Raw genomic sequence first — 21038 nt, 5'->3', positions numbered from 1 at the left:
GATTCTCGAGAAGGTCAAGCGTGCTGTGCCCTCAGGCTCAGCGGCGCTTGCCCTTCTTGTCGTCCTTCACGTGGCCGCGGTAGGTCCGGGTCGGGGCGAACTCGCCCAGCTTGTGACCCACCATGGACTCGGTGACGAACACCGGGACGTGCTTGCGTCCGTCGTGGACCGCGATGGTGTGACCCAGCATGTCCGGGATGATCATCGACCGGCGGGACCAGGTCTTGATGACGTTCTTGCTGCCCTTCTCGTTCTCGGCCAGAACCTTCAGGTAGAGGTGCTGATCGACGAAGGGGCCCTTCTTCAGGCTGCGAGGCATGTCTTCCCTGCTCCCTTATCGCTTGTTCTTGCCGGTACGACGGCGACGCACGATGAGCTTGTCGCTTTCCTTGTTCGGACGACGCGTGCGGCCCTCGGGCTTGCCGTTCCGGTTGACGGGGTGACGACCGCCGGAGGTCTTGCCCTCGCCACCGCCGTGCGGGTGGTCGACCGGGTTCATGACGACGCCGCGGACGGTCGGGCGGACGCCCTTCCAGCGCATGCGGCCGGCCTTGCCCCAGTTGATGTTCGACTGCTCGGCGTTGCCGACCTCGCCGATCGTGGCGCGGCAGCGCACGTCGACGTTGCGGATCTCACCGGAGGGCAGGCGCAGCTGGGCGTACTTGCCCTCGCGGGCGACCAGCTGCACGGACGCGCCGGCGGAGCGGGCCATCTTGGCGCCGCCGCCGGGGCGCAGCTCCACCGCGTGGATGGTGGTGCCCACGGGGATGTTGCGCATCGGCAGGTTGTTGCCGGGCTTGATGTCGGCGTTCGGGCCGGCCTCGACCACGTCGCCCTGCTTCAGCTTGGCCGGGGCCAGGATGTAGCGCTTGGCGCCGTCCGCGTAGTGCAGCAGCGCGATGCGGGCGGTGCGGTTCGGGTCGTACTCGATGTGCGCGACGGTGGCGGGCACGCCGTCCTTGTCGTGGCGACGGAAGTCGACCAGGCGGTACTGGCGCTTGTGGCCGCCGCCCTTGTGACGGGTGGTGATGCGACCGGTGTTGTTGCGGCCGCCGGTCTTGTGCAGCGGACGGAGAAGGGACTTCTCCGGCGTGGACCGGGTGATCTCTGCGAAGTCGGCCACGGACGAGCCACGCAGGCCCGGGGTGGTCGGCTTGTACTTACGGATAGCCATGTGTCAGTTCCTCGATTAAGTGGTCTCCGCACGCCGATCAGGCGAGCGGACCTCCGAAGATGTCGATGGTCCCGTCCTTGAGCGTGACGATGGCACGCTTGGTGGACTTGCGCTGGCCCCACCCGAAGCGGGTGCGACGGCGCTTGCCGGAACGGTTCAGGGTGTTGACCGAGGCCACGTCGACGTTGAAGATGCGCTCCACCGCCTGCTTGATCTCGGACTTGTTGGAGCGCGGGTCGACCAGGAAGGTGTACTTGCCCTCATCGATCAGACCGTAGCTCTTCTCCGACACGACGGGAGCGATGATCACGTCGCGGGGATCCTTGTTGATGGAGCCGCTCACTGGGCATCCTCCTTCTTGGCGCCGGAAGCCTGGGCCACGTACGCCTCGTAGGCCGCCTGGGTGAACACGACGTCGTCGGAGACGAGCACGTCGTAGGTGTTCAGCTGGTCGGCGTACAGGGTGTGGACCGCGGGCAGGTTGCGGGCGGACAGGGCGGCGACGTCGTCGGCCCGGTCGATCACCAGCAGCACGTTCTTGCGGCCGGTGTTCAGGGACGCGAGGCCCGCCTTGGCGGCCTTGGTGGACGGGGTGGTCCCGGACACGAGGGCCTCGATGACGTGGACGCGGCCGTTGCGGGCGCGGTCCGACAGGGCACCGCGCAGGGCGGCGGCCTTCATCTTCTTGGGGGTGCGCTGCGAGTAGTCACGCGGGGTCGGGCCGTGGACGATGCCGCCGCCGGTCATGTGCGGGGCGCGGATGGAGCCCTGACGGGCGCGGCCGGTGCCCTTCTGCTTGAACGGCTTGCGACCGGCGCCGGACACCTCGCCGCGGCGCTTCGTCTTGTGCGTGCCCTGGCGGGCGGCGGCGAGCTGGGCGACGACGACCTGGTGCATGAGCGGCACGTTGGACTGCACGTCGAAGAGCTCGGCGGGCAGATCGACCTGGACGGTCTTCACGGAGTTCTCAGCCATGGTCTCAGGCTCCCTTCACGGCGCTGCGGACGAGCACGACCTGGCCCTTGGAGCCGGGCACCGCGCCCTTGATCAGCAGGAGGTTGTTCTCCACGTCGATGCCGTGGAGGGTCAGGTTCATGGTGGTCTGGCGCACGGCGCCCATGCGACCGGGCATGCGCTGGCCCTTGAACACGCGGCCGGGGGTGGACGCGCCGCCCACGGAGCCGGGCTTGCGGTGGTTCTTGTGCTGGCCGTGCGAGGCGCCCACACCGGCGAAGCCGTGGCGCTTCATGGCGCCGGCGAAGCCCTTGCCCTTGGTGGTGCCCACGACGTCGACCTTCTGGCCGGCCTCGAAGACCTCCACGGTCACGTCCTGGCCGAGCGAGTACTCGGCGGCGTCGGCGGTGCGCAGCTCGACGAGGTGGCGACGCGGGGTCACGCCGGCCTTCTCGAAGTGACCGGCCAGGGGCTTGGTCACGCGGCGGGGATCGATCTGGCCGTAGGCGATCTGCACGGCGGTGTAGCCGTCGGTCTCCTCGGAGCGCAGCTGGGTGACGACGTTCGGGTCTGCCTTGACCACGGTCACAGGGATGAGCTTGTTGTCCTCATCCCAGACCTGGGTCATGCCGAGCTTCGTGCCCAGCAGGCCCTTGATGTTCTGGGTGTTGGTCATAGTCTCTCAGCACCTCCCTCTCAGAGCTTGATCTCGATGTTGACGTCCGCGGGCAGGTCCAGTCGCATGAGCGAGTCGACGGCCTTCGGGGTCGGGTCGATGATGTCGATGAGCCGCTTGTGGGTGCGCATCTCGAAATGCTCGCGGCTGTCCTTGTACTTGTGGGGAGAACGGATAACGCAGTACACGTTCTTCTCCGTCGGCAGCGGCACGGGGCCGACCACCGTCGCGCCTGCGCGCGTGACCGTGTCAACGATCTTGCGGGCCGAGACGTCGATGACCTCGTGGTCGTACGACTTCAGCCGGATGCGGATCTTCTGTCCCGCCATGGCGTCACGCCTCTCTCGTCGGGTGTGCTGTTCCTGTCCCTGTGCGGCGGATCGTGCCCGCCTTCTTGTCCTCCACCCGCGCGGGGCGAATCCGGTCGGACCGGGTTCCTCGCCGCCGCCGGACTCCGGTCCACGCGGTCGGGCGTGTCGCATTCCTGGGAGGGCACACGCCTGTGGCGGGTCGGAGTGGTGACGTCACATCTGGGCCGAGCTGCCGCCGCGAGACACACGACGACAGCGCAATGGCGCTTGAGCAACCGAATCAGTATAGACAGAACCGGGCCCGGTCCGCCAATCGGCGGGCCGGGCCCGACGGCCCCCCGGGCTCAGCGGCCCCACTCGGTGGGCGGGCCGGCGTTGAGCAGCAGGGTGAAGACGACGGCGACCACGGCGACCGCCAGGAGCGCGCTGACCACCGGATGGCGCAGCACCACGACGAGAAGCCGTTCGAGGGGCCCCCGCTCCCCCGGCGCGCGGTCCACGACCTGCCACCGCGACGCCGGCTCGCCGCGCCGCCGCTGGGCCCGCTCGAACGGGACCGTCATGAACGGGACGATCGTCGAACCGAGGCCGAGGAGTCCGCGGGCCACGGGCCACCGCCCGTCGATCCACACGGCGACCGTCACCACGAGGTAGCAGAGGAACACGAAGCCGTGGACGCCGCCGGCGATCGGCACCACCCGCTCCGTGACTCCGCCGTACTTGAGGCCCATGGCGATCAGCAGACCGGCCCAGGTGAACATCTCGGCCATCGCCGTGACGGCGAAGAGGCGGCGCGGGCCGGGCAGGCTCATCGCTCCAGCTCCCCGCCGCGGTTCGCGCGCCGGATGCGCCGGGCACGGTCGATCTCGGGACGGAAGGTCCGCAGCGCCCAGCGCACGGCCACGACGGCCACGGCGAGCACCACGATGAGGATGAGCAGTTCAGGCATGCTCCCCAGCCTAGCCGCCGCCGCCGCGCCGTCGTCGGACACGGCGACGCCCCCGCCTCCGGGGGACCCGGAGACGGGGGCGTCGCGCGTCAGCGGCTCAACGGAGCCACGAGACGGGATGCGTCAGATCACTTGGTGATCTTGGTGACGCGGCCGGAGCCCACGGTGCGGCCACCCTCGCGGATGGCAAAGCCGAGGCCCTCCTCCATGGCGATCGGCTGGATGAGCTCGACCGACATCTCGGTGGTGTCGCCGGGCATGACCATCTCGGTGCCCTCGGGCAGCGTGATGACGCCGGTGACGTCGGTGGTGCGGAAGTAGAACTGCGGGCGGTAGTTCGAGTAGAACGGGTTGTGACGGCCACCCTCGTCCTTGGACAGGATGTAGACGTTCGCCTCGAAGTTGGTGTGCGGGGTGATGGAGCCCGGCTCCACCACAACCTGGCCGCGCTCCACGTCGTCGCGCTTCAGGCCGCGCAGCAGCAGACCGCAGTTCTCGCCGGCCCAGGCCTCGTCGAGCTGCTTGTGGAACATCTCGATGCCGGTGACGGTGGTCTTCTGCACGTCGCGGATGCCGACGATCTCGACCTCGGAGTTGATCTTCAGGGTGCCGCGCTCGGCGCGACCGGTCACCACGGTGCCACGACCGGTGATGGTGAAGACGTCCTCGATCGGCATCAGGAACGGCTTGTCCTTGTCGCGGACCGGGTCCGGGATGAACTCGTCCACGGCCTCCATGAGGTCCTCGACGGACTTGACCCACTGGGGGTCGCCCTCAAGGGCCTTCAGACCGGAGGTGCGGATGACCGGGGCCTCGTCGCCGTCGAAGTCCTGGGAGGACAGCAGCTCGCGGACCTCCATCTCGACGAGCTCGAGGAGCTCCTCGTCCTCGACCATGTCCGACTTGTTCAGGGCCACGAGCAGGGCCGGCACGCCGACCTGGCGGGCCAGGAGCACGTGCTCACGGGTCTGGGCCATCGGGCCGTCGGTGGCGGCGACCACGAGGATCGCGCCGTCCATCTGAGCGGCGCCGGTGATCATGTTCTTGATGTAGTCGGCGTGACCGGGGGCGTCCACGTGGGCGTAGTGACGCTTCTCGGTCTGGTACTCCACGTGGGAGATGTTGATGGTGATGCCGCGCTGACGCTCCTCGGGGGCGGAGTCGATCGTCGCGAAGTCACGGGCCTCGTTCAGGTCCGGGTACTTGTCGTACAGGACCTTCGAGATGGCGGCGGTCAGCGTGGTCTTGCCGTGGTCAACGTGGCCGATGGTGCCGATGTTGACGTGCGGCTTCGTCCGCTCGAACTTTGCCTTTGCCACTAGTTCCTCCTAAGAACTGGTTCATCGTCAAGAAGACTGCTCAGCCGCCTGCGACGTGCTGACAACTTGACTGAGTCTACTCGGATGGTGCGGGGTTGGGGAAATCCCGGCCTCACGAGGGCCAGTCCGGTTCCAGGCCGTCGGGACCGCCGGAAGCGGACCGGACCTGACCCGTCCTGATCGCGGACCGCCGCGCCGGGAAGGGCGGTCCGGTCGCCCCGGGCCGGCCGCGGCTGCGGCGGCCGACCCGGGGCAGGTCGTTCAGAGCAGGTGACCTGCGGTCACTCGCCCTGGGACTTCTGGATGATCTCGTCCGCCACGGCCTTGGGGACCTCGGCGTAGGAGTGGAAGGTCATCGAGTACACCGCGCGGCCCTGCGTCTTGGAGCGCAGGTCGCCGATGTAGCCGAACATCTCCGACAGCGGCACGAGGGCGTTGACCACCTTCACGCCGGTGGCGTCCTCCATGGACTGGATCTGGCCGCGGCGGGAGTTCAGGTCGCCGATGACGTCGCCCATGAACTCCTCGGGGGTGCGGACCTCCACGGCCATCAGCGGCTCGAGGATGATCGGGTTGGCCTTGCGGACACCCTCCTTGAAGGCCTGGGAGCCGGCGATCTTGAACGCCATCTCCGAGGAGTCGACGTCGTGGTACGCGCCGTCGAGCAGGGTGGCCTTCACGCCGACCATCGGGTAGCCGGCCAGCACGCCGAACTGCATGGCGTCCTGGATGCCCGCGTCCACCGAGGGGATGTACTCGCGGGGCACGCGACCGCCGGTGACGGCGTTCTCGAACTCGTAGACCTCGCCCTCGGCGGTGTCCAGGGGCTCGAAGGACAGCTGCACCTTGGCGAACTGGCCGGAGCCGCCGGTCTGCTTCTTGTGCGTGTAGTCGACCTTGTCGACCTTGCGCTTGATGGTCTCGCGGTACGCGACCTGGGGCTTGCCCACGTTGGCCTCGACCTTGAACTCGCGCTTCATACGGTCCACGAACACGTCCAGGTGGAGCTCGCCCATGCCGCCGATCTCGGTCTGGCCGGTCTCCTCGTTGAGGTTCACGCGGAACGTGGGGTCCTCGGCGACGAGCTTCTGGATGGCGGTGGAGAGCTTCTCCTGGTCACCCTTGGTCTTCGGCTCGATGGCCACGGAGATCACGGGCTCCGGGAAGGTTATCGACTCGAGGATGATCGGGTTCGCGGGATCGCACAGGGTGTCGCCCGTGGTGGTGTCCTTGAGGCCGATCACGGCGTAGATGTGGCCGGCGACCACCTCGTCCACCGGGTTCTCCTTGTTGGCGTGCATCTGGAACAGCTTGCCGATGCGCTCCTTCTTGCCCTTGGTGGCGTTGAGGATCTGCGCACCGGACTCCAGGCGGCCGGAGTACACGCGGATGAAGGTCAGCGTGCCGAAGAAGGGGTGCGTGGCGATCTTGAAGGCGAGCGCCGAGAACGGGGCCTCCTTCGACGCCTCGCGCTCCAGCACCTCCTCCTCGTCGTTCACGGCGTGGCCCTTGACGGAGCCGGCGTCCAGCGGGTTCGGCAGGTAGGCGACCACGGCGTCCAGCATCGGCTGCACGCCACGGTTCTTGAACGCGGAGCCGCAGAACACCGGGTAGGCCTCGGCGTTCACGGTCAGCTGGCGCACGCCGGCCTGGATCTCCTCGACGGTGAGCTCCTCGCCCTCGAGGTACTTCTCCATGAGCTCCTCGGAGGTCTCGGCGACGGCCTCGACGAGCTCGTTGCGGTACTCCTCGGCCTTCTCCTGGAGCTCGGCGGGGATCTCGCGAGTCTCATAGGAGGCGCCCATGGTGACGTCGCCCTTGGCGTCGCCCGGCCACACGAAGGCCTTCATGGAGAGCAGGTCGACGACGCCCACGAAGTCGTTCTCGGCGCCGATCGGCAGCTGCATCACGAGCGGACGCGCGCCGAGGCGCTTCACGATGGTGTCGACGGTGAAGTAGAAGTCCGCACCCAGCTTGTCCATCTTGTTGACGAAGCAGATGCGCGGGACGTTGTACTTGTCCGCCTGGCGCCACACGGTCTCCGACTGGGGCTCCACGCCCTCCTTGCCGTCGAACACGGCGACGGCGCCGTCGAGCACGCGCAGCGAGCGCTCCACCTCGACCGTGAAGTCCACGTGGCCGGGGGTGTCGATGATGTTGATCTGGTGGTCGTTCCAGAAGCAGGTCACCGCGGCGGAGGTGATGGTGATGCCGCGCTCCTTCTCCTGCTCCATCCAGTCCGTCGTCGCGCCGCCGTCGTGGGTCTCGCCCAGCTTGTGGTTGACACCCGTGTAGAACAGGATGCGCTCGGTGGTGGTGGTCTTGCCGGCATCGATGTGGGCCATGATGCCGATGTTGCGGACCTTGTGCAGGTCGGTCAGCACGTCCTGTGCCACGGTGTCTCCCTTGGTCGGGTGGAATGGGGGGGCTCGTGAGGTGGATGCGGTGGGTGGCCCGTCCGAGAGGACGCACCTGCGGCCCGAGGCGCGGATCGCGCGCCCCGGGCCACACGGATCACCAGCGGTAGTGGGCGAAGGCCTTGTTGGCCTCGGCCATCTTGTGGGTGTCCTCGCGACGCTTCACGGCGCCGCCCAGGCCGTTCGAGGCGTCCAGGATCTCGTTCATCAGGCGCTCGGTCATGGTCTTCTCACGGCGGGCCTTGGAGAAGCCGACCAGCCAGCGCAGGGCCAGGGCCGTGGAGCGGCCCGGCTTGACCTCGACGGGCACCTGGTAGGTGGCGCCGCCGACGCGGCGGGAGCGCACCTCGAGGGCCGGCTTGATGTTGTCCATGGCCTTCTTGAGGGTGGCCACGGGATCGGCGCCGTTCTTGGCACGGGCGCCCTCGAGCGCGCCGTACACGATGCGCTCGGCGGTGGACTTCTTGCCGTCGACGAGCACCTTGTTGATCAGCTGCGTGACCAGCGGGGAGCCGTAGACGGGATCGACGACGAGGGGGCGCTTCGGCGCAGGACCCTTACGAGGCATTACTTCTTCTCCTTCTTGGCGCCGTAGCGGGAGCGGGCCTGGCCGCGGTTCTTCACGCCCTGGGTGTCGAGGGCGCCGCGCACGATCTTGTAGCGCACGCCGGGCAGGTCCTTCACACGACCGCCGCGGACGAGCACGATCGAGTGCTCCTGCAGGTTGTGGCCCTCGCCGGGGATGTAGGCGGTGACCTCGATGCCGCCGTTCAGGCGCACACGGGCGACCTTGCGCAGCGCCGAGTTCGGCTTCTTGGGCGTGGTGGTGTACACACGGGTGCACACGCCACGACGCATGGGGTTCCCCTGCAGGGCAGGGGCCTTCGTATTGACGACCTTGGGTGAGCGGCCCTTGCGGACCAGCTGCTGAATCGTAGGCACTCTTCAGCCTTCCTGTGTTTCGGTGATCGCTGACGTGATCGACCGGCGCCCGGGGCGCCGGCTGCTCGTTCCTCTGCTCTGCCTCTCCCTGTGGGGGCTCGCAACGAGCAGACGTCCGCAGGCGTGCAAAAGTGTGGCATCTGCCGCGCAATGACCCCGCGACCCGGACAGCGTCCAATTTGCCACACGAAAAACAATCCTTGACAGCATAGCACGCCCCGGCGCCGTCGACGAGCCGGCCCCGCACGCCAAGGGGCCCGCCGCTCCCCCGCGTGAGCGGCGGAACGGCGGGCCCCCTGGGGGACGGGGATCAGGCGCGGAAGTCGCCCCCGCGGTCGTAGTCGTCCAACGAGACGGCGTGGAAGTCGTTCTCGCCGAGCGACTGGTCCAGGCCCGGGTAGTCGAAGTCCGCGAAGCCGGCCGGCGAGGCGAACAGGTTGGCCTTCGCCTCCTCCGTCGGCTCCACGACGGTCTTCGTGTAGCGGTCCAGGCCCGTGCCGGCCGGGATCAGCTTGCCGATGATCACGTTCTCCTTCAGGCCCAGCAGCGGGTCGGACTTGCCCTCCATGGCCGCCTGCGTCAGGACGCGGGTCGTCTCCTGGAAGGACGCGGCCGACAGCCACGAGTCCGTGGCCAGCGAGGCCTTCGTGATGCCCATCAGCTCGTCGCGGCCGGAGGCCGGCTGGCGGCCCTCAGCGACGGCGGCGCGGTTGGCGGCCACGAAGCGCGCCCGGTCCGTGAGCTCGCCCGGCAGCAGGTCGGTGTCACCGGACTCGATGACGGTGATGCGACGCAGCATCTGCCGGACGATGACCTCCACGTGCTTGTCGTGGATGCCCACGCCCTGGGACTGGTACACGTTCTGCACCTCGTCCACGAGGAACCGCTGCGCGGCCCGCGGGCCGAGCACGCGCAGAACCTGCTTCGGGTCCACGGCGCCGGCCACGAGCTGCGTGCCCACCGGCACGTGCTCGCCGTCGGCCACGAGGATGCGCGCACGGCGCAGCACCGGGTAGGCGATCTCCTCGGAGCCGTCGTCCGGCGTGAGCAGCAGGCGCACGGACGCCTCGGTGTCCTCGATGGTCACGCGGCCGGCGACCTCGGAGATCGGGGCCACGCCCTTCGGGGTGCGGGCCTCGAAGAGCTCCTGGATGCGGGGCAGACCCTGCGTGATGTCGTCGGCCGAGGCCACACCGCCGGTGTGGAACGTGCGCATGGTGAGCTGGGTGCCCGGCTCACCGATCGACTGGGCCGCGATGATGCCGACGGCCTCGCCGATGTCCACCAGCTGGCCGGTGGCCATGGAGCGGCCGTAGCACTTCGCGCAGGTGCCCACGGCGGACTCGCAGGTCAGGACCGAGCGGACCTTGATCTCCGTGACGCCGGCGGCCACCAGCTCGCCGATCAGCACGTCGCCCACGTCCGCACCGGCCGAGGCCAGCACCGTGCCGTCCTCGCCCGTGACGTCCTGGGCCAGCGTGCGGGCGAAGGCCGAGTTCTCGACCTGCTCGTGGGCCACCAGCTCGCCGTCGGCGTTCGGGGCGGCGATCGTGACGGACAGGCCGCGCTCGGTGCCGCAGTCGTCCTCGCGGACGATGACGTCCTGGGACACATCGACGAGACGACGGGTCAGGTAGCCCGAGTTCGCGGTCTTCAGCGCGGTGTCCGCGAGGCCCTTGCGGGCGCCGTGGGTGGCGGAGAAGTACTCGAGCACGGACAGGCCCTCGCGGTACGAGGACTTGATCGGACGCGGGATGATCTCACCCTTCGGGTTGGCCACGAGGCCGCGGATGCCCGCGATCTGGCGCACCTGGAGCCAGTTGCCTCGCGCACCGGAGGACACCATGCGGTTGATGGTGTTGAGCTCCGGCAGGCCGTCCTTCATGGCCGCGGCGACCTCGTCGGTGGCCTTGTTCCAGATGTCGATCAGCTCGGAGCGACGCTCGTCGTCCGCGATCAGGCCCTTGTCGTACTGCTGCTGCACGCGCTGGGCCTGCTCCTCGTAGCCCTCCATGATGGCGGCCTTGTCGAAGTCGGAGGTGATGTCCGAGATCGCCACGGTCACACCCGACCAGGTGCCCCAGTGGAAGCCGGCGTCCTTGAGGTTGTCCAGCGTCTGCGCGGTGACGACCATCGGGTAGCGCTCGGCCAGGTCGTTGACCAGCTGACCGAGGGTGCCCTTGGTCGCCTGCTTGTCCAGCCACGGGTAGTCGTCCGGCAGCAGCTCGTTGAACAGCACCTTGCCCAGGGTGGTCTCGATGAGGGCGATCTCGCCCTCGGACCAGCCCTCGGGGGCCGGCACGTCCGCCGACGGCACGAAGCCCTCGACGCCGATCCGTGCGGGCGCGTTCAGGTGCAGGTCGCCGCCGTCGAACGCCATGATGGCCTCGCCGACGGTCGCGTACAGGTTGCCCGCGCCGACCTCGTCCGGACGCACCGTGGTGAGGTGGTTTAGTCCGATGATCATGTCCTGGGCCGGCACGGCGACCGCGCGGCCGTCCGAGGGCTTCAGGATGTTGTGGCTCGAGAGCATGAGCAGGCGCGCCTCGGCCTGGGCCTCCGGCGACAGGGGCAGGTGGACCGCCATCTGGTCGCCGTCGAAGTCCGCGTTGAACGCGGAGCAGACCAGCGGGTGCAGCTGCAGGGCCTTGCCTTCCACGAGCTGCGGCTCGAAGGCCTGGATGCCCAGACGGTGCAGGGTGGGGGCGCGGTTCAGCAGGACCGGGTGCTCGGTGATGACCTCCTCGAGCACGTCCCAGACCTGCGGACGGAAGCGCTCCACCATGCGCTTGGCGGACTTGATGTTCTGCGCGTGGTTCAGGTCCACGAGACGCTTCATCACGAACGGCTTGAACAGCTCCAGCGCCATCTGCTTCGGCAGGCCGCACTGGTGCAGCTTGAGCTGGGGACCCACCACGATGACCGAGCGGCCCGAGTAGTCCACGCGCTTGCCGAGCAGGTTCTGACGGAACCGGCCCTGCTTGCCCTTGAGCATGTCGGAGAGTGACTTGAGCGGGCGGTTGCCCGGGCCGGTCACCGGCCGGCCGCGGCGGCCGTTGTCGAACAGCGAGTCCACGGCCTCCTGCAGCATGCGCTTCTCGTTGTTGACGATGATCTCGGGCGCGCCGAGGTCGAGCAGCCGCTTCAGGCGGTTGTTGCGGTTGATCACGCGACGGTACAGGTCGTTGAGGTCGGAGGTCGCGAAGCGGCCGCCGTCCAGCTGCACCATCGGACGCAGCTCCGGCGGGATCACCGGGACGGCGTCCAGGACCATGCCCTCGGGCGAGTTGTCCGTGGTCAGGAACGCGTTGACGACCTTCAGGCGCTTCAAGGCGCGGGTCTTGCGCTGGCCCTTGCCCGTCTTGATGGTCTCACGCAGCATCTCGGACTCGGCCTCGAGGTCGAAGGTCTGCAGGCGACGCTGGATCGCCTCCGCGCCCATCGAGCCCTCGAAGTACTGGCCGTACTTGTCCCGCATGGCGCGGTACAGACCCTCGTCGCCCTCGAGGTCGGCGACCTTGAGGTTCTTGAAGCGGTCCCAGACCTGCTCCTTGCGGTCCAGGTCCGCGTCCGCGCGCTTGCGGATCTGCGCCATGGTCTTGTCCGCGGCGTCGCGGGCCTTCTTCTTCTCGGCGGCCTTGGCGCCCTCGGACTCCAGCTTGGCCAGGTCCTTCTCGAGGTCGGCGGCCACCGCGGCGATGTCGGAGTCACGCTGGTCGGCCAGGACACGGGTCTCCTGGTCGTACTCGGCCTGGAGGTTGGCCAGGTCGCGGTGCCGGGCCTCCTCGTCCACCGAGGTGATCATGTACGCCGCGAAGTAGATGACCTTCTCGAGGTCCTTCGGCGCCAGGTCCAGCAGGTAGCCCAGGCGCGAGGGCACGCCCTTGAAGTACCAGATGTGGGTGACCGGCGCAGCCAGCTCGATGTGGCCCATGCGGTCGCGGCGCACCTTCGAGCGGGTCACCTCGACGCCGCAGCGCTCGCAGATGATGCCCTTGAAGCGCACGCGCTTGTACTTGCCGCACGCGCACTCCCAGTCACGGGTGGGGCCGAAGATCTTCTCGCAGAAGAGTCCGTCCTTCTCCGGCTTCAGGGTGCGGTAGTTGATGGTCTCCGGCTTCTTGACCTCGCCGTAGGACCAGCGGCGGATGTCCTCCGCCGTGGCCAGGCCGATGCGCATCAGGCCGAAAGAGTTGTCAGTGGACATGCTGTTCACGCTCATGCTCCGGTGAACTCCCTTGGTTCAGTGGTTCTCAGGTGACGTCTTGTGGATGCGGGATCGGGCCCGGCTCAGACTTCCTCCACCGAGCTGGGCTCGGCGTGGGAGAGGTCGATGCCCAGCTCCTCGGCGGCGCGGTAGACCTCGTCCTCCGCGTCGCGCATCTCGATGGCCTGGCCGTCGGCGGAGAGGACCTCCACGTTCAGGCAGAGGGACTGCATCTCCTTGATGAGCACCTTGAAGGACTCGGGAACACCCGGCTCCGGGATGTTCTCGCCCTTGACGATGGCCTCGTAGACCTTCACGCGGCCGTGGATGTCGTCGGACTTGATGGTCAGCAGCTCCTGGAGGGTGAACGCCGCGCCGTACGCCTCGAGCGCCCACACCTCCATCTCGCCGAAGCGCTGGCCGCCGAACTGGGCCTTACCGCCCAGCGGCTGCTGCGTGATCATCGAGTACGGGCCCGTGGAACGGGCGTGGATCTTGTCGTCCACCAGGTGGTGCAGCTTGAGCATGTACATGTAGCCCACGGACACCGGGTCCGGGAACGGCTCGCCGGTGCGGCCGTCGAACAGCTGCGCCTTGCCGCTGTCGCTCATGAGACGGTCGCCGTCGCGGGTCACGTTCACGTGGCCGAGCAGGCCCGTGATCTCGTACGCCTCGGCGCCGTCGAACACCGGGGTGGCCACGTTGACCGGACCGGACTGCCGCGGGAAGTTCGGCAGGTCCTTGATCCACTCCGGCTCGCCCTGGATGTCCCAGCCGCGCGAGGCGGCCCAGCCCAGGTGCAGCTCCATGACCTGGCCGAGGTTCATGCGGCCGGGGACGCCGAGCGGGTTCAGCACGATGTCCACCGGGGTGCCGTCCGCCAGGAACGGCATGTCCTCGAGCGGCAGGATCTTCGAGATGACGCCCTTGTTGCCGTGGCGGCCGGCCATCTTGTCGCCGTCGGTGATCTTGCGCTTCTGCGCCACGTAGACGCGCACCAGCTGGTTCACGCCCGGGGGCAGGTCGTCGTCCTCGTCGCGGTCGAAGATGCGCACGCCGATGACGGTGCCGGACTCGCCGTGCGGCACCTTCAGGGACGTGTCGCGGACCTCGCGGGACTTCTCGCCGAAGATCGCGCGCAGCAGGCGCTCCTCCGGGGTCAGCTCGGTCTCGCCCTTCGGGGTCACGCGGCCGACCAGGATGTCGCCGGCCTCCACCTCGGCGCCGATGTGGATGATGCCGCGCTCGTCGAGCTGCGAGAGCACCTCCTCGGACACGTTGGGGATGTCGCGCGTGATCTCCTCGGCGCCCAGCTTGGTGTCGCGGGCGTCGACCTCGTGCTCCTCGATGTGGATCGAGGTGAGGACGTCCTCCGAGACCATGCGCTGGGACAGGATGATCGCGTCCTCGTAGTTCAGGCCCTCCCAGGGCATGAACGCGACGAGGAGGTTCTTGCCGAGCGCGAGCTCGCCGTTGTCCGTGGCGGGACCGTCGGCGATGATGCTCAGCGGCTCCACCCGCTCGCCCTCGGAGACGCGCACCCGCTGGTTGTAGGCGTTGCCCTGGTTCGAGCGGGCGAACTTCATGATCGGGTAGTGCGTGGTGGTGCCGTCGTCGTTCATGACGGTCACCAGGTCCGCGGCCACCTCGGTCACGACGCCGCCCTGGGTGGCCGTCACGGAGTCGCCCGCGTCCACGGCCACGTACTTCTCCATGCCGGTGCCCACGTAGGGGGCCTCGGAGCGGAGCAGCGGCACGGCCTGACGCTGCATGTTCGCGCCCATGAGCGCGCGGTTGGCGTCGTCGTGCTCGAGGAACGGGATCAGGGCGGTGGCCGCCGACACCATCTGGCGCGGGGACACGTCCATGTAGTCGATCTCGTCCACGGTCGAGAGCACGGGCTCGCCGTCGCCGCCGCGCTGGCGGCAGAGCACGAACTCCTCCTCGAACCGGCCGTCCTCATCCACCGGGGCGTTCGCCTGGGCGATCTGGAAGGCCAGCTCGTCGTCGGCGGTCAGGTAGTCCACGGTGTCCGTGACCCGGCCGTCGACCACGCGGCGGTACGGGGTCTCGATGAAGCCGAAGGAGTTGATCCGGCCGAAGGTCGCCAGCGACCCGATGAGGCCGATGTTCGGGCCTTCCGGGGTCTCGATGGGGCACATGCGGCCGTAGTGCGACGGGTGGACGTCACGGACCTCCATGCCGGCACGGTCGCGGGACAGGCCGCCCGGGCCGAGCGCGGACAGGCGACGCTTGTGCGTCAGGCCGGCCAGCGGGTTGTTCTGGTCCATGAACTGGGACAGCTGCGAGGTGCCGAAGAACTCCTTGATCGCCGCCACCATGGGGCGGATGTTGATCAGGGTCTGCGGGGTGATCGCCTCGACGTCCTGGGTGGTCATGCGCTCGCGCACGACGCGCTCCATGCGGGACAGGCCGGTGCGGATCTGGTTCTCGATCAGCTCGCCCACCGCACGGATGCGACGGTTGCCGAAGTGGTCGATGTCGTCGATCTCCACGCGCACATCCACCGGCTCGCCGTCGCGCGTGCCCTTGATGACGGTCTCGCCGGCGTGCAGCGCGGCGATGAAGTGCACCATCTGGACGATGTCGTCCTCGGTGAGCACAGACGCGTTGGGGTCGCCGAGGTGCACGTCCACGCCGAGCTTGCGGTTGAGCTTGTAGCGGCCCACCTTGGCGAGGTCGTAGCGCTTCGGGGTGAAGTACAGGTTGTTCAGCAGCGTCTGCGCGGCGTCGACGGCGGCCGGCTCGCCCGGGCGCAGCTTGCGGTAGATGTCGAGCAGGGCCTCGTCCTGGTCCGCGGTGCCGTCCTTCTCGAGGGTGGCGCGGATGGAGTCGTAGTGGCCGAACTCCTCCAGGATGCGGGACTCGGTCCAGCCCATGGCCTTGAGCAGCACCGTCACGGGCTGCTTGCGCTTGCGGTCGAGGCGGACGCCGACCTGGTCACGCTTGTCCACCTCGAGCTCGAACCAGGCGCCGCGCGAGGGGATGATCTTCGCGGAGAAGATCTCCTTGTCCGAGGTCTTGTCCGGGGTGCGCTCGAAGTAGGCGCCCGGGGAGCGGACCAGCTGGGAGACGACGACGCGCTCGGTGCCGTTGATGATGAACGTGCCGTTGCGGGTCATCAGCGGGAAGTCGCCCATGAAGACGGTCTGCTGCTTGATCTCGCCGGTCGTGTTGTTCATGAACTCGGCCTTGACGTACAGCGGGGCGGAGAAGGTCGCGTCGCGATCCTTGCACTCCTCCTCCGTCATCTTCGCGTCGGCGAACTCGGGCTCGGCGAAGGACAGGGACATGGTGCCCTGGAAGTCCTCGATCGGGGAGATCTCCTCGAAGATGTCCGTCAGTCCCGAGGTGACGGGCACGGAGTGGTCGTCGGCGGCCAGGGCGGCGTCCACGCGCGCGGCCCACCGCTCATTGCCGATCAGGCGGTCGAACGACTCGGTCTGCAGCGCCAGCAGGTCCGGCACGTCCAGCGGCTCGGAGATCTTGGCGAAGGAGACGCGTCCGGCGGAGGCGCCGGATCGCGGGGAGACGGTAGCGGTTTCGTTGGAGGTGCTCGAGGCGACCACGTAGGATCCTTCCACAGGCCTTCTGGGTTCCGTTCGCTCCCCTGCCGCGAGACGGCGGCGCCGGCCCACCGCTATATGAAGGCCGTGCGGAACCGTGCGGGCCACGGCGGGACGCGAGGTCCTGCGGGCGGCACGGAACAGGGGAGATGCAAAGATCCATCCTATCCGCGCCCGTCGCCCCTGTCCAGCCGGGGGTGCGTGACCCGGGACGCCACGAGGCCCCCGGTCCGCAGCGCGGGTCCGGGGGCCTCGTGAGGAGGCGTGATGCGGCTCAGGCCGCGATCATCACTTGAGGGTGACGGTGGCGCCGGCGCCCTCGAGCTGCTCCTTGGCCTTCTCGGCGGTCTCCTTGTTGACGCCCTCGAGGATGGGCTTGGGAGCGCCGTCCACCAGGTCCTTGGCCTCCTTCAGGCCGAGGGAGGTGATGGCGCGCACCTCCTTGATGACGCCGATCTTCTTGTCGCCGGCGGCCTCGAGGACGACGTCGAACTCGTCCTTCTCCTCGGCGGCGGCGGCCTCGGCACCACCGGCGGCACCGCCGGCGGCGGCCACGGCCACGGGGGCGGCGGCGGTGACGTCGAACTTCTCCTCGAACGCCTTGATGAACTCGGACAGCTCGATGAGGGTCAGCTCCTCGAACGCGGCGAGCAGCTCTTCGGTGGTCAGCTTGGCCATGATGGCTCCTTTACGGGTACGTCTTGACTACGTGTGAAGTGGTGGGCCGTGCAGCCCGGGGCGGACTGCTCAGGCAGCCTCGCCCTGCGCGGCGCGCAGCGCCTCGACCGTGCGGACGGTCTTGGACAGCGGCGCCTGGAACAGGGCGGCAGCCTTGGACATGCTGCCCTTCATCGCGCCGGCGAACTTGGCCAGCAGCACCTCGCGGGACTCGAGGTCCGCGAGCTGCTTGATGCCGGCCTCGTCCAGGGGCTGGCCATCCATGTAGCCGCCCTTGAGCACGAGCTTCTCGTGATCCTTGGCAAAGTCACGCAGGGCCTTCGCGACGTTGACCGGGTCCCCGGTCACGAACGCGATCGCGGTGGGACCGGACAGGTGAGCCTCGAGGCCCTCCAGACCGGCGTCCTTGGCCGCGATCTCGGCCAGCGTGTTCTTCGCCACGGCGTAGGTCGCGTCCTGACGGATGGAGTCGCGCAGCTGCTTGAGCTCCGTCACCGTCAGGCCACGGTATTCCGTCAGAACAGCGGCGCTGGACTCACGGAACAGGTCCGTGAGCTCAGCCACCGCCGACTCCTTCGCGGACGTCGCCATGGCACTCCTCTCGATGATGCGTGGGAACCGCCACCCCGAGACGAGAAAGCGCCCCGTGCAGATGCACGGGGCGCAGCAGGAGCATCGACGCGGCCGGACCCGGAGGGTCGACGTGCGGATGCGAGCGTGGCTCACGTTCACCTGCGCGGGCCGTCTCCGTCAGGGAGATCCTTCGGTGGGCTCTGCCCGGAGGCAGGGCACCACGACCGGCGGTCTTCGGTAGGCACCAGCGTACACGTCCGGGGCGGGCCCGCAAAATCGACCCGGGACGACGCCGGCCGGTCGTCCCCGCTGCGGGGACGACCGGCCGACGTCGTGGGCCCCGATCACCGGGGCCGCGTGGCTCAGAGCTCGGAGGAGTCCACCGAGGTCACGTTCGGGTCCATGGGCACGCCCGGGCCGAAGGTGGTGGCCACGGTGGCCTTGGAGATGTAGCGGCCCTTGGAGGAGGACGGCTTCAGACGCAGGACCTCCTCGAGGGCTGCGGCGTAGTTCTCCACCAGGGCCTTGGCCTCGAAGGAGGTCTTGCCGATGATGAAGTGCAGGTTGGAGTGCTTGTCGACGCGGAAGTCGATCTTGCCGCCCTTGATGTCGGCCACGGCCTTGGCCACGTCCGGGGTCACGGTGCCGGTCTTGGGGTTCGGCATCAGGTTGCGGGGGCCGAGCACCTTGCCCAGACGGCCGACCTTGCCCATGAGCTCCGGGGAGGCCACGGCGGCGTCGAAGTCCACCCAGCCCTCGGAGATCCGGGCGATCAGGTCGTCGTCGCCCACGACGTCCGCGCCGGCGGCGCGGGCGGCCTCGGCGCGGTCACCGGTGGCGAACACGACGACGCGCGCGGTCTTGCCGGTGCCGTGGGGCAGGCTCACGGAGCCGCGGACCATCTGGTCGGCCTTGCGGGGGTCGACCGAGAGGCGGAGGGCCACCTCCACGGTGGCGTCGGTCTTGGAGGGGTTGGTCTCCTTGGCGAGGCGGATCGCCTCCACCGGCGAGTACAGATCCTCGCCGATCGCGGCCTTGGCCGCCTTGTATGCCTTGCTGCGCTGTGCCATCTGCGTTCTTCTCCTTGTGCAGTCGTGGTCTGCGGACCGCGCTCGGCCCTGCCACTGGAAGGGGGTGGGGGTGGGCGTCAGCCCTCGACGGTGATGCCCATCGAGCGGGCGGTGCCCGCGATGATCTTGGCGGCGGCCTGGACGTCGTTGGCGTTCAGGTCCTCCATCTTGGTCTGGGCGATCTCCTCGCACTGGGCCTGGGTCAGCGTGCCGACCTTGGCCGTGTGCGGGGTGGCGGAGCCCTTGGCGACGCCGGCGGCCTTCTTGATGAGCTCGGCGGCCGGCGGGGTCTTGGTCACGAAGGTGAACGAGCGGTCCTCGTACACGGTGATCTCGACCGGGACCACGTTGCCGCGCTGCGACTCGGTGGCGGCGTTGTACGCCTTGCAGAACTCCATGATGTTCACGCCGTGCTGGCCCAGGGCGGGGCCGATGGGCGGGGCCGGGTTGGCGGCGCCGGCCTGGATCTGAAGCTTGATCAGACCGGTGACCTTCTTCTTGGGAGCCATGAGTGGATCCTTCTCTCACTGGGGGACCCTCGGCGCAGGAGCGCACCGGGGGCGGTGGCCGCCGTGGCGCGGCGGCCGGTGCCGCGTCCGGGCCGGCAGGCGGCCGGCCCGGTGCGGAAGCGTCGGGTGTCCTCAGATGGCCTTGGTCACCTGGTTGAAGGACAGCGTCACGGGGGTCTCGCGCTCGAAGATCGAGACGAGCACCACGAGCTGCTGGGCCTCCGGCTTGATCTCGGAGATCGTGGCCGGGAGGGTCTCGAACGGGCCGTCGTTGACGGTGACCGACTCGCCGACCTCGAAGTCCACGTGGATCGCGGGGGCGGCGGGCGCGCCGGACTCGGCCGCGGCGGGGACGGCCAGGCCGGCCTTCTCGGCGGCGCGGGCGGCCTCCTGGATCACGGACGGGGCGAGCATGTCGTACACCTCGTCCAGGCTGAGCGGCTGCGGGTGGTGGGCGTCGTTGCCCACGAAGCCCGTGACGCCCGGGGTGTGCCGTACGACGCCCCACGAGGCGTCGTCGAGGTCCATGCGGACGAGCACGTAGCCCGGGATGCGCACGCGCGAGACGATCTTGCGCGTGGTGTTCTTGATCTCCACGACCTCCTCCATGGGGACCTCGATCTCGTAGATCGAGTCCTCCATGTCCTGGGTCAGGATGCGGGCCTCGAGGTTCGTCTTCACGCGCTTCTCGTAGCCGGCGTAGGTGTGGACGACGTACCAGTCGCCGGGCTGGCGGCGCAGGCGGGTGCGCAGCTCCTCGGCGGGGTCCACGGCGGGCTCGTCGTCGGACTGCTCCTCGACGGGGGTCGGTGCGTCCTCGCCCTCGGCGACGGCCAGGTCGGCCTCCTGCACGGTGGCCTCGGCGGTCTCGTCACCGCTGCCGGCGACCTCGTCCAGGGCGTCCTCGACGGGCGTGCCGGCGTCCTGCGCGGTCTCGGCGGTCTCCTCGGCCACGGCGTCCTCCGACATCGGGACGGACTCCTCGGCGGGCTGACGATCCAGTTCCTGCTCGGACACGGTTCCTGCTTTCTGCTGACGGACGGCGGGCCCTGCCGTCGGGGAGGGCCCTCACGGGCGTGCGGGGGACGCGTCCTGCGACGTCGGGACCGTCCGCGCCGGGCTCAGAGGCCGCCGGCGCCGAACAGGAGACCCGCCACGGTGCCGAACACCCAGTCCAGCCCCATGACCAGCAGGATCATGAACGCCACGAAGGCGAGCACCACTCCGGTCGTGCGCAGCAGCTCCTCGCTCGTGGGGGTGACGACCTTGCGGAGCTCGTCCACCACCTGGCGCAGGAACAGCGCGATCCGCGCGAACAGCCCGCGACGCTGCCTGCTCGGCGTGGGGGCGGGCCCCCCGCCGTTCGCCGCCATCTCAGTCACGTGGCCTCACTCGTCGGATCGCCGAATCGCTTTCTACACGTCCGATGCCGAGCACGAGGCCCGGCATCGAGCAGGGCAGACAGGACTCGAACCTGCAACCTGCGGTTTTGGAGACCGCTGCGCTACCAATTGCGCCACTACCCTTCGGACCGACGGAGCCGGCCGAACCCTCGCGGGATCGACCGTGATCGCGGTACCGGAGATCCAGGATACGCCATCGGGCGGCGGGAGTCGAACGGGCCCCGGGCAGTCAGTACCCTGGCAGGACGGAGCCCCGCTCCGCCCCGCCC

Annotated in this window: 20 protein-coding genes and 1 tRNA gene; all 21 read right to left on the bottom strand. The window is 68.8% G+C overall.

Translation table 11 applies throughout. The annotated features are described in order from the left end of the window. Positions 1–37 precede the first annotated feature (37 nt). Positions 38–319: a 30S ribosomal protein S19 gene (gene rpsS / locus J1M40_RS08065; RefSeq protein ID WP_002857475.1), complete on the bottom strand. Its 282-nt coding sequence runs from the start codon at positions 317–319 to the stop codon at positions 38–40. 15 nt (positions 320–334) lie between these two features. Next, positions 335–1174, bottom strand: a complete 840-nt coding sequence (gene rplB, locus J1M40_RS08060) for a 50S ribosomal protein L2 (RefSeq protein ID WP_010080386.1) — start codon at positions 1172–1174, stop codon at positions 335–337. A 37-nt stretch (positions 1175–1211) separates the two neighbouring features. Continuing rightward, positions 1212–1517, bottom strand: coding sequence for a 50S ribosomal protein L23 (gene rplW, locus J1M40_RS08055; protein WP_002857471.1), 306 nt, complete (start codon positions 1515–1517; stop codon positions 1212–1214). After that, positions 1514–2149, bottom strand: coding sequence for a 50S ribosomal protein L4 (gene rplD / locus J1M40_RS08050; protein ID WP_036381542.1), 636 nt, complete (start codon positions 2147–2149; stop codon positions 1514–1516). Before rplD ends, rplW begins: the two co-directional genes overlap by 4 nt. A 4-nt stretch (positions 2150–2153) precedes the next feature. After that, complete coding sequence (rplC, locus tag J1M40_RS08045) at positions 2154–2804, bottom strand: 50S ribosomal protein L3 (protein ID WP_036317759.1); 651 nt, start codon at positions 2802–2804, stop codon at positions 2154–2156. 20 nt (positions 2805–2824) lie between these two features. Then, positions 2825–3133: a 30S ribosomal protein S10 gene (gene rpsJ / locus J1M40_RS08040; protein WP_002857463.1), complete on the bottom strand. Its 309-nt coding sequence runs from the start codon at positions 3131–3133 to the stop codon at positions 2825–2827. Between the two features lie 326 nt (positions 3134–3459). Further along, positions 3460–3927, bottom strand: a complete 468-nt coding sequence (locus tag J1M40_RS08035; RefSeq protein ID WP_036317755.1) for a DUF3817 domain-containing protein — start codon at positions 3925–3927, stop codon at positions 3460–3462. Beyond that, on the bottom strand, positions 3924–4064 hold the full coding sequence (locus J1M40_RS08030) for a hypothetical protein (RefSeq protein WP_162833779.1): 141 nt from the start codon (positions 4062–4064) through the stop codon (positions 3924–3926). The genes J1M40_RS08035 and J1M40_RS08030 overlap by 4 nt, the downstream gene beginning before the upstream one ends. A 128-nt stretch (positions 4065–4192) precedes the next feature. Next, the gene (gene tuf / locus J1M40_RS08025; RefSeq protein ID WP_036317754.1) at positions 4193–5383 is read right to left on the bottom strand and encodes an elongation factor Tu; all 1191 of its coding nucleotides are present in this window, start codon (positions 5381–5383) and stop codon (positions 4193–4195) included. 281 nt (positions 5384–5664) lie between these two features. Further along, entirely contained in the window at positions 5665–7779 is a 2115-nt protein-coding gene (gene fusA, locus J1M40_RS08020; RefSeq protein WP_036317752.1) for an elongation factor G, read from the bottom strand. Positions 7780–7897: 118 nt separating this feature from the next. Continuing rightward, on the bottom strand, positions 7898–8368 hold the full coding sequence (rpsG, locus tag J1M40_RS08015) for a 30S ribosomal protein S7 (RefSeq protein ID WP_010080379.1): 471 nt from the start codon (positions 8366–8368) through the stop codon (positions 7898–7900). Next, positions 8368–8742: a 30S ribosomal protein S12 gene (rpsL, locus tag J1M40_RS08010; RefSeq protein ID WP_002854787.1), complete on the bottom strand. Its 375-nt coding sequence runs from the start codon at positions 8740–8742 to the stop codon at positions 8368–8370. Before rpsL ends, rpsG begins: the two co-directional genes overlap by 1 nt. A 310-nt stretch (positions 8743–9052) precedes the next feature. Continuing rightward, the gene (locus J1M40_RS08005) at positions 9053–12949 is read right to left on the bottom strand and encodes a DNA-directed RNA polymerase subunit beta' (protein ID WP_036317751.1); all 3897 of its coding nucleotides are present in this window, start codon (positions 12947–12949) and stop codon (positions 9053–9055) included. A gap of 83 nt (positions 12950–13032) precedes the next feature. Next, complete coding sequence (rpoB, locus tag J1M40_RS08000; protein ID WP_206450669.1) at positions 13033–16539, bottom strand: DNA-directed RNA polymerase subunit beta; 3507 nt, start codon at positions 16537–16539, stop codon at positions 13033–13035. A gap of 285 nt (positions 16540–16824) precedes the next feature. After that, complete coding sequence (gene rplL, locus J1M40_RS07995; RefSeq protein ID WP_078025931.1) at positions 16825–17214, bottom strand: 50S ribosomal protein L7/L12; 390 nt, start codon at positions 17212–17214, stop codon at positions 16825–16827. Between the two features lie 69 nt (positions 17215–17283). After that, positions 17284–17805 carry a 50S ribosomal protein L10 gene (rplJ, locus tag J1M40_RS07990; RefSeq protein WP_078025932.1) on the bottom strand — a complete coding sequence of 174 codons (522 nt, stop codon included), beginning with the start codon at positions 17803–17805 and terminating at the stop codon, positions 17284–17286. Between the two features lie 344 nt (positions 17806–18149). After that, entirely contained in the window at positions 18150–18857 is a 708-nt protein-coding gene (gene rplA, locus J1M40_RS07985) for a 50S ribosomal protein L1 (RefSeq protein ID WP_036317746.1), read from the bottom strand. Positions 18858–18934: 77 nt separating this feature from the next. After that, complete coding sequence (rplK, locus tag J1M40_RS07980; RefSeq protein WP_010080374.1) at positions 18935–19366, bottom strand: 50S ribosomal protein L11; 432 nt, start codon at positions 19364–19366, stop codon at positions 18935–18937. A 132-nt stretch (positions 19367–19498) separates the two neighbouring features. After that, positions 19499–20383 (bottom strand): transcription termination/antitermination protein NusG, encoded by an 885-nt coding sequence (gene nusG / locus J1M40_RS07975; RefSeq protein WP_036317744.1) that lies wholly within the window; start codon positions 20381–20383, stop codon positions 19499–19501. Between the two features lie 104 nt (positions 20384–20487). Further along, positions 20488–20739: a preprotein translocase subunit SecE gene (gene secE, locus J1M40_RS07970; protein ID WP_036317743.1), complete on the bottom strand. Its 252-nt coding sequence runs from the start codon at positions 20737–20739 to the stop codon at positions 20488–20490. An 80-nt stretch (positions 20740–20819) separates the two neighbouring features. After that, positions 20820–20892: transfer RNA gene (locus J1M40_RS07965), tRNA-Trp, on the bottom strand. Positions 20893–21038 lie beyond the last annotated feature (146 nt).

The sequence above is a fragment of the Micrococcus sp. KRD026 genome (assembly GCF_017168445.1).
Lineage (GTDB): Bacteria > Actinomycetota > Actinomycetes > Actinomycetales > Micrococcaceae > Micrococcus > Micrococcus luteus.
The sequence above is the reverse complement of the archived record's forward strand: the minus strand, read 5'-3'. Positions and strand labels throughout refer to the sequence as shown.

Excerpts from the sequence above, each read along its gene's own strand:
- secE (WP_036317743.1), bottom strand. The coding sequence starts at position 20,739 with ATGGCGGCGAACGGCGGGGGGCCCGCCCCCACGCCGAGCAGGCAGCGT.
- rplC (WP_036317759.1), bottom strand. The coding sequence starts at position 2,804 with ATGACCAACACCCAGAACATCAAGGGCCTGCTGGGCACGAAGCTCGGC.
- rpsJ (WP_002857463.1), bottom strand. The coding sequence starts at position 3,133 with ATGGCGGGACAGAAGATCCGCATCCGGCTGAAGTCGTACGACCACGAG.
- J1M40_RS08030 (WP_162833779.1), bottom strand. The coding sequence starts at position 4,064 with ATGCCTGAACTGCTCATCCTCATCGTGGTGCTCGCCGTGGCCGTCGTG.
- rplK (WP_010080374.1), bottom strand. The coding sequence starts at position 19,366 with ATGGCTCCCAAGAAGAAGGTCACCGGTCTGATCAAGCTTCAGATCCAG.
- rplD (WP_036381542.1), bottom strand. The coding sequence starts at position 2,149 with ATGGCTGAGAACTCCGTGAAGACCGTCCAGGTCGATCTGCCCGCCGAG.
- rplB (WP_010080386.1), bottom strand. The coding sequence starts at position 1,174 with ATGGCTATCCGTAAGTACAAGCCGACCACCCCGGGCCTGCGTGGCTCG.
- rplA (WP_036317746.1), bottom strand. The coding sequence starts at position 18,857 with ATGGCACAGCGCAGCAAGGCATACAAGGCGGCCAAGGCCGCGATCGGC.
- rplL (WP_078025931.1), bottom strand. The coding sequence starts at position 17,214 with ATGGCCAAGCTGACCACCGAAGAGCTGCTCGCCGCGTTCGAGGAGCTG.
- J1M40_RS08035 (WP_036317755.1), bottom strand. The coding sequence starts at position 3,927 with ATGAGCCTGCCCGGCCCGCGCCGCCTCTTCGCCGTCACGGCGATGGCC.
- rpsS (WP_002857475.1), bottom strand. The coding sequence starts at position 319 with ATGCCTCGCAGCCTGAAGAAGGGCCCCTTCGTCGATCAGCACCTCTAC.
- rpsG (WP_010080379.1), bottom strand. The coding sequence starts at position 8,368 with ATGCCTCGTAAGGGTCCTGCGCCGAAGCGCCCCCTCGTCGTCGATCCC.
- rplJ (WP_078025932.1), bottom strand. The coding sequence starts at position 17,805 with ATGGCGACGTCCGCGAAGGAGTCGGCGGTGGCTGAGCTCACGGACCTG.
- J1M40_RS08005 (WP_036317751.1), bottom strand. The coding sequence starts at position 12,949 with ATGTCCACTGACAACTCTTTCGGCCTGATGCGCATCGGCCTGGCCACG.